Genomic DNA, 7313 nt, shown 5'->3' on the forward strand with positions numbered 1-7313 from the left:
TCGACCCAGATGCGCCGTACCGTCGAACGCGCCCGCGATCACGGCACGTCCCTCGTCTTCCTCTCCGCCAACACCATGTACTGGCAAGTGGAGTTGGGGCCGTCCCCGTCCGGAGTCCCCGACCGACGGGTCGCGGCTCCCGGACGACTACAAGCAACTGGCCGACCGTTACGGGCCGTTGGACTTCGGTGAGTACCTCTGGATCCATGTGCCCTGTGTCCGGAAGGACCGCTTCGACTACGGCGACTGGCTGCGGGAGACGCATCGCGAGGCCCGGATCGCGGCGCGGCAGGTGCCGGAGGGCGAGCGGCCGGCCGTACATCCGTCTCCCGGCGGGCTGTTGGCGTGGGGCTCCAGCCGGGGCGGTGACGTGCTGTTCTGGGACACGTCGGTCTCCGAGGACCCCGACCGATGGACGGTCGTCGTCCGGCACTCCCAACCGGCGCCCGGCAGCGGCCTGTTGCCGTTCCACCGCTACGACCTCACGCTCACCGGCTATCTGCGGCGAACCGTCCGCGCCGCCGGGGAGCAGCCGTCCCCGGCCGGTCCGCTGCTCGGGCCGCTGCCCGGCAGCATCGCCCGCACCGCGTACCTGCCCACGGCCGAGCCGTGGACCGCGCCCGCACCCACCGCACCCCGGCTGACCGAGGCCGAGCGCCGCGTCGCGCTGGAGACCGGGACCGGCCTGGACGCCCTGCGGCTGCTCTCGCCGCCCCCTGAGCGCCCGTATCTCGGCGGCGGCACCTGGGAGGGGCTGTTCGCCGAGCTGGGGACGCGGCTGCCGACGGAGTACGTGGAGCTGATGGAGGTGTACGGCGCCGGCGACTGGGGCGAGTGGCTGCGCTTCCTGACCCCGCTGCGCACCGGCGAACGGCGCTTCGTCACCCACGTCGAGCAGGTCCTCGGCGCCTATCGGATGGCCAAGGACAGATTCCCGCACCACTATCCGCTGGCACCCTGGCCGGAGCCCGGCGGTTTCCTGCCCTTCGCGAACTCCTACGACAACGACCACCTCGGCTGGCTCACCCAGGGCCAGGACCCGGACGCCTGGCCCCTGATCGTCTGGCCCCGCCACACCGACCAGGTGCCGGTGCTGGAGGGCGGCCTGATCCACACGCTCCTCGCCTGGCAGCGCGGGACGCCGGCCACCCCCGGGCTGGCCGAGCTAGACGAGGAGGACGACCCCGTCGAGTACGCCGGTTTCGACGCCTGGGACGACGACTCGTACTGGTGAGGCGCCCGCGGGCTCAGTCGGCGATCATCCGGTCGCCGCGCCACCCCATGCGCTCGGTCTCGCGTTCCCGCTGCCGTCGTACGACATAACGGCCGGGCGCGATGCCCGTGCCGCCGTGTTCGGGGTGGATGAGGTAGGCGACCGCCGAGGTCTCGATCACCGCGATGGCCAGGCCCATGGTGTCGCGGACGTGCCGGGTCCAGCGGCAGGTGCCGGGGTCGGCGACGAGGGTGTGCGGATTGCCGCCGGCCGCGCTGCGCAGCAACTCGACGCCCGTGGCGGGCACTTCACGCCAGTTGCCGCTCGTGAGGGTGACGGCGCGGGCGACGAACGCGTACGGGACGACGATCAGATCGCCCTGCGCCTGGAGGCCGTCGACGACGGGGATGGTGACCTGGCGTTCCAGGTGGTCGAGGACGTCGAGGCCGGAACGGCGGGTCAGCTCGGCGAGGGTCATGGTCGGGGTCGGGGTCAAGGTCGGAATCAAGGTCACGGGCATGGTCATGGGCATCACCTCTGGTGTCGAGAAGGTTCGGGATCAGTCGAGAAGGTTCGGGATCAGGTGCGGCGGACGAGTCGCGCGTAGTGCTCGCCGGACAGGCCGTACGTCCAACCCGCCGCCGCCACCGGGTCGTCGAAGTGCGCGGGCACGCTCAGGCCGTAGCGGCGGTGGGTGCCGTCGGGCTCGGCGGAACCGTTGACGACGAGCAGGAGACGGGCGGGGCGGCTCCACAACTCCCGTGGGACGTCGTAGAGATGGAGCGCGGAACCGGGGTTGCCGGGGTCGCCGGCCGTGGCGATGTGCCGGAGGCGGGCCTGCGCGATGTAGGTGTCCCAGCCGATGCGTTCGATGACGCTGCGGCGGACCTCGATGTTGCGTTCGGCGTGGATGCGCTCTACGGACGGGTCGGTCATCACCCAGGTCGGGACGTGGGTGCCGTGCAGGACGTGGATCTGGGTGTCGTCGGCGAAGCGGACGGCGGGGCCGTCGTCCCGGTGCAGGCGCACTTCGCCGTTGAGGGCGTCGGGGAGGGGTTCGGTGTGGACCTCGGTGGGGCGTTCCGCCATCACGCAGCGGCCCTCACCGGGCCACCACCAGCCGGTCGAGCGCGCCAACTCGGCCAGCAGGGCGAGCAGTTCGGCGTCGGGGCGCCGGTAGTCGGCGAGGCCGGTGCGTGCGTACACGTCGTAGTGGCCGATCCAGTGGGCGTCGTGCTGCCCGTACCAGGTCATGCCGTCCGTGCCGCCGGTCGTGGGCATCGACTCGGCGCGGATCAGGGTGCGGACGCAGGTGTGCAGGGTGGTGTACAGCGCGTCGCCGACGACCATGTCGACGATGGCGGGGATGGCCACTCCCGTGGCCAGGGCCCGTTCGGCGGGGATGGCGAGGGGCCGCCACCAAGAACCCCTCGACACACCGTGCCCGACGGCCCGGTCGAGGTCGCGGCGCAAGTCCTGTACGAGGTTGGCCAGTTGGGCCGCCAGGGGCCAACCCTCCGGGTACTTGGGCAGGTTGGCGCCCTGGAAGTGGACGGGTGGGAAGGTGTGCGGGTCGTCGTGGACGATCGACAGGGCCGCGGTGGGCGACGGCACCCAGACGAACTCCGGGGCCGGGGCGTCGATCAGTCGGTACAGGGCGACGACGGCGGCTTCGGCCGCGGGGCGGTCGGCGGGGCGTGCCGCCAGACCGTGCACTCGCCACTCGTCGCTCAGGCGACGGGCCAGTGCGACGCGCTGAGCGCCCTGACGCAGGGCTGACACGGGGGTCACCGGAGGACTTCGAGGTCCGCCTTTCGATTCATCATGCGGGGAGCGTGACAGCACCGGGGTCGCGGCGCAAGGAAATTACCCCTTGACCTGGAGTGTGCTCCAGGTTTTACCGTTGTGTTCATGAGCAGCGGACAGCCCCTGAAACCCCTCCCCCGGGACCGGGAACCGACCCTGACCATCGCCCAGGTCGCCGAGCGCACGGGTCTCTCGCACGACACGTTGCGCTACTACGAGAAGGCCGGCCTCATCGAGCGGGTCGGCCGGACCACCGGCAACCAACGGCGGTATCAGGCAGCGGACTTGGCCTGGCTGGAGTTCCTGCTGCGACTGCGCGAGACGGGCATGTCGATCGCCGACATGCAGCGGTTCGCGGCGCTGCGGGCGGCGGGGAACGTCTCGGTCGCCGACCGGCTGGCGATGCTCCGTGAGCACCGTGCCGAACTGGCCGACCGGATCAGGGCGTTGCGCCGCAACGCGACAGTGCTGGACCACAAGATCGACCACTACGAACAGCTGCTCCTCGACGAGGTCGAGCACGGGCAGCCGGGATCGGACGAACAGACATGAGCGCGAGCACCACCCGTGAAGAGCGTTTCGCCCACGGCCTGGAGGTCCTGAAGCGGGTCGACGGCGAGGCCGGGCAGCGAGTCGTCGACTCACTCGCCGACATCAACCCCGAACTGGGCCACCAGGTCGTCGCCTGGGCCTTCGGCGAGATCTACGACCGTCCCGGACTCGCCCCGCGCGACCGCCAGTTGGTGACGCTGGGCATGCTCACCGCGCTCGGCGGCTGCGAGGCCCAGCTCGACGTGCACGTGAACGCGGCACTGAACGTGGGCCTCACACCGGAGGAGATCGTCGAGGCCCTGACGCACTCCGCGGTGTACTGCGGCATCCCCAAGGCGCTCAACGCCACCTTCGCCGCGAAGAAGGTCTTCGCCGAGCGCGGGCTGCTGCCGGTGGGACAGCAGCCCGCGCAAGAAGCCCCGGTTACCTCTGCTTGATCCTCAGGAACGTGATCGAGTTGGCCGGGAAGGTGTAACTGAACTTGTCGGCAACGCCGTTGAAGGTGGAGACGACCGGCGCGACCGCCGTGGCCGTCTCACTGTTCACCGCGTCGGGCGCGGCGGCGAGCGTGGTCACCTTCGCCCTGGACGCGACCTTGGCACCGCCCAGGTCGATCGCCGTACGGGCCGCCGAGGACTGGTCGTTGACGACCTTGACGATCAGGTCACCGGTCTTCGCGTCCAAGGTGGCGACCTGACGGAACGGCTCGGCCGGCTTGTCGTCGGCGAAGCTGCCCCACTCCTGACCGTCGAGGTACAGGGTGACCTGACGGCCCCTCACCTTGATGTCGACGTCGTAGGCACGGCCCGTCTCGATGGTCCCCGGCTTGGCGATCAGCGTCGATTTGCCGCCGTCCACGGCCTGCTCGACGGCGGTCTGGGTGTTGTTCCAGCCGCCCAGGTTCCACCAGTAGTAGTTGCCGGTGTCCTTGACGCCGAACGCGATCAGAAAGCCTTCTTTCCCGGACCGTTTTGTCGCCTTCACGTGCAGGTCGTAGTCGTGCCAGCCCGGGTCGCCAGCCGACACCATGGTGTTCTCGGCGGCGGTGTCGGTCTGGACGTACTGCCCGTCGTCGAGGCTCCAACTCCCGCCTCCCGTATGGGTCCACCGCGACGCGTCACCGGAGAAGTCGTCGCTCAGCAGCGACGTCCCGTCGGCGCCGGTCACCTGCACGTCGTCGTACGCCGCGCTCGTCGCCCAGGTCGACAGGCCGACCGCGCCGGAGATCGGGGCGAGCAGTGACGGTGTGCCGGTGGCCGTCGAAGGCACCACGCGGGTACCGACGTTGTTCATGAACAGCTTCTGGACCTCGTAGTTGGCGGAGCCCCAGGAGGCGTGGTTGTTGAACCACACCAGGTCCGGGCGCCACTGGACATAGTCCTCGTTGGCGAACAGCGGTGCGTACGAGGCGAGTTTGACCACGTCCGCGTTGCGTTCCAGGCCGGTCATGTAGGCGGCCTCGGCGAGGCCGTTCTTGAACGCGTTGCCGCCGGAGGCGTATTCGCCGAGGAAGACCTTCGGGCCGGTGCGGTCGTAGGAGTCGTAGCGGTCGTTGTTCTGGAGGAACCACTGCGGGCTGTTGTAGTAGTGCTCGTCGACCATGTCGACCTTGGCGTCCTTGTTGAGCTGCCAGGCCGTGTCGAAGGTCGAACCGCTGTCGTCGGGGCCCGCGTTGGAGATCACGGTCATGTACGGGTACTTGGCCTCGATCGCCGTACGGAACCGCGTGAAGCGGGCGAAGAACTCGGCGGGGAGGTTCTCCTCGTTGCCGACCTCGATGTGGGTGAGGTGGAAGGGCTTGGGGTGGCCCATCTCGGCGCGCAGCCCGCCCCACTTCGACGTCACCGGTCCGTTGGCGAACTCGACGAGATCCAGGGTGTCCTGGATGTGCCGGTCGAGCAGCGCGGGATCGTCGACGGCCTTGTTCTGGCCGCAGCCGGTCACCAGGGCCGGCACGACGGGCAGCGGCATCGCGCCGATGTCCTCGGCGAGGCGGAAGTACTCGTAGTAGCCGAGGCCGTAACTCTGGTTGTAGCCCCAGAAGTTGGAGTTCGTGGCGCGCGTCTCGACCGGGCCTACGGTGTCCTTCCACTGGTACGAACGCTGGCGCTGGTAGCCGGAGGCCGCGCTGTAGTCCTCCATGGAGCCGGTGTTGACCAGGCAGCCGCCGGGGAAGCGCACGAAGCCCGGGTGCAGGGCGGCGATCTTCTCGGCGAGGTCCTTGCGGAGGCCGTTCGGCTCGTGCTTGTAGGTGTCGCGGGGGAAGAGGGACACCATGTCGAGGGCGGTCGCGCCGGAGGAGGCGACGGTGAGGCGGCCGGTGGCGCTGGTGCGAGTCGCGGTGAACGTGGCCGTGTACCGGGCCCAGCCGCTCTTCTTCACCTCCACCTGGCGTGCGGTGGCCAGCGTGCCGCCCGCGTCCCCAAGGCTGACGCCGAGCGTGGTGCCGCCGGCGGCGCGGGCCCAGACCGAGAAGTCGTACTTCTGGCCGTCCTCGACGGCGATGCCGGTGTTGTAGCCGGCGTTCGTGACGGACGAACCGGCCGTCAGGGAGAGGTAGTTGCGGTTGGTCTCGTTGAGGCGGCCGGCGTCGTCGACGACCTGGGCCGTACCGGCGACCGCCCAACCGGTCAGCGGGGTGTACGACTTGTTGTCGTCGGTGGAGTACTCGAAGGACCGGTTCTGCACGAGCTCGGCGTACAGGCCGCCGTCGGCCGCGCGGTTGATGTCCTCGAAGAAGACGCCGTACATCGTCCTGTCGATCGTGGCGCCCCGCGCCGACGGGTCGACGGTGATCGCGTAGTCGGTGACGTCCTCGGCGTGGGCGGGTGCGGGGACGACGGCCGTCGCCAACAGGAAAGCGCTTGCCCCCACGGCAAGTCTCAGGCGGGTGCGGCTGGTGCGTGACATGGATACTCCGCGGCTCTTGAAGGTGCCCTGGAGCTGCCCGGAAGCAGGTCCAAGGGTGTTCGAAATATCAGACATCGGTCAGCACTTCGAACGGCAAGATAGGGAAGGGTCGTGTGCACGTCAATGGGGCCGGGGCGTGGAGGGACGTAGGGTCGAGGGCATGCATGCGCTGTTCCCGTACCTGGCCCTGCTCGGCTTCCTGGCCGCCGTACTGGGCTTCTTCACCTGGCTGTCCCGGCGGATCCGCCGCCGCGGCACCGCTGGCGGCGGCATGAGCGGCGCCCTGGCGGCATACGAGGAAGCCTTCCGGACCACGAGTCACGCCTCGCACCACGAGATCCGGGTCCAGGCCCGCCGAAAGGCGCCCACGGACTCGCCGGACGGCTGGCGTCGGCGGCGGCGCGGGAAGGGGTGACGGTGGGCGGGTTCTGGCCGGTACCGGATGTGTTGGCGTATCTGTCCGGGAGTTGGCGGGTGCGGAGGTCGGTGCGGGACCTGTCGAGCGGGGACGAGGGCGACTTCGCGGGCACGACCGTCTTCGGCGCACTGCCCGAAGGGGGCCTGCTGCACACGGAGTCGGGCACGTTCACCTGGCAGGGCGTGCCCCGCCCCGCCGAGCGGACGCTACGGTTCCTGCCGGGCGGGACGCCGGGTGTGGCCGACGTCCGCTTCGGCGACGGGCGGCCCTTCCACGACCTGGATCTGACGTCGGGGCACCATGTCGCCGACCATCCCTGCTCGGCGGATCTCTACCGGGGCGAGTTCACCGTGCTGGACGCGGACCACTGGCGGACGGTGTGGCGGGTGGGTGGGCCCGCGAAGGATCTGGTGC

The 7313-nt window shown here is 69.9% G+C and carries 9 protein-coding genes; 6 read left to right on the top strand and 3 right to left on the bottom strand.

Annotated features, from left to right (window positions below; translation table 11 throughout):
• Together ACNFOC_RS47745 and ACNFOC_RS47750 are read left to right on the top strand one after the other, a co-directional pair.
• Positions 1-192: N,N-dimethylformamidase beta subunit family domain-containing protein (locus tag ACNFOC_RS47745; RefSeq protein WP_416965262.1), on the top strand; the 192-nt coding region annotated here is incomplete at its 5' end.
• Positions 179-1234, top strand: a complete 1056-nt coding sequence (locus ACNFOC_RS47750) for an SMI1/KNR4 family protein (protein WP_416965263.1) — start codon at positions 179-181, stop codon at positions 1232-1234. The genes ACNFOC_RS47745 and ACNFOC_RS47750, both read left to right, overlap by 14 nt.
• A 13-nt stretch (positions 1235-1247) precedes the next feature.
• Here the strand turns inward: ACNFOC_RS47750 and ACNFOC_RS47755 are convergent, their stop codons facing one another.
• Positions 1248-1739, bottom strand: coding sequence for a DUF8820 family protein (locus ACNFOC_RS47755; protein ID WP_416965264.1), 492 nt, complete (start codon positions 1737-1739; stop codon positions 1248-1250).
• A gap of 53 nt (positions 1740-1792) precedes the next feature.
• Positions 1793-2995, bottom strand: coding sequence for a DUF6745 domain-containing protein (locus ACNFOC_RS47760; protein ID WP_416965265.1), 1203 nt, complete (start codon positions 2993-2995; stop codon positions 1793-1795).
• Positions 2996-3124: 129 nt separating this feature from the next.
• Here ACNFOC_RS47760 and ACNFOC_RS47765 point away from each other — a divergent pair, with 129 nt between their 5' ends.
• Positions 3125-3571, top strand: a complete 447-nt coding sequence (locus tag ACNFOC_RS47765) for a MerR family transcriptional regulator (protein ID WP_416965266.1) — start codon at positions 3125-3127, stop codon at positions 3569-3571.
• Entirely contained in the window at positions 3568-4008 is a 441-nt protein-coding gene (locus tag ACNFOC_RS47770; RefSeq protein ID WP_416965267.1) for a carboxymuconolactone decarboxylase family protein, read from the top strand. The genes ACNFOC_RS47765 and ACNFOC_RS47770 overlap by 4 nt, the downstream gene beginning before the upstream one ends.
• Here the strand turns inward: ACNFOC_RS47770 and ACNFOC_RS47775 are convergent.
• Positions 3995-6481, bottom strand: coding sequence for an alpha-L-arabinofuranosidase family protein (locus ACNFOC_RS47775; RefSeq protein WP_416965268.1), 2487 nt, complete (start codon positions 6479-6481; stop codon positions 3995-3997). The two genes, ACNFOC_RS47770 and ACNFOC_RS47775, sit on opposite strands and share 14 nt — an antisense overlap.
• A gap of 160 nt (positions 6482-6641) precedes the next feature.
• Between ACNFOC_RS47775 and ACNFOC_RS47780 the strand changes: the two genes are divergently transcribed.
• Both ACNFOC_RS47780 and ACNFOC_RS47785 read left to right on the top strand, forming a co-directional pair.
• Positions 6642-6896, top strand: coding sequence for a hypothetical protein (locus tag ACNFOC_RS47780; RefSeq protein WP_416965269.1), 255 nt, complete (start codon positions 6642-6644; stop codon positions 6894-6896).
• 2 nt (positions 6897-6898) lie between these two features.
• On the top strand, positions 6899-7313 hold a 415-nt coding region (locus ACNFOC_RS47785), incomplete at its 3' end, for a DUF6314 family protein (RefSeq protein WP_416965270.1).

This window comes from Streptomyces colwelliae (assembly GCF_048158785.1).
In the GTDB taxonomy this organism is placed as follows: Bacteria; Actinomycetota; Actinomycetes; order Streptomycetales; family Streptomycetaceae; genus Streptomyces.

Excerpts from the sequence above, each read along its gene's own strand:
- ACNFOC_RS47755 (WP_416965264.1), bottom strand. The coding sequence starts at position 1,739 with ATGACCATGCCCGTGACCTTGATTCCGACCTTGACCCCGACCCCGACC.
- ACNFOC_RS47765 (WP_416965266.1), top strand. The coding sequence starts at position 3,125 with ATGAGCAGCGGACAGCCCCTGAAACCCCTCCCCCGGGACCGGGAACCG.
- ACNFOC_RS47770 (WP_416965267.1), top strand. The coding sequence starts at position 3,568 with ATGAGCGCGAGCACCACCCGTGAAGAGCGTTTCGCCCACGGCCTGGAG.
- ACNFOC_RS47775 (WP_416965268.1), bottom strand. The coding sequence starts at position 6,481 with ATGTCACGCACCAGCCGCACCCGCCTGAGACTTGCCGTGGGGGCAAGC.
- ACNFOC_RS47780 (WP_416965269.1), top strand. The coding sequence starts at position 6,642 with ATGCATGCGCTGTTCCCGTACCTGGCCCTGCTCGGCTTCCTGGCCGCC.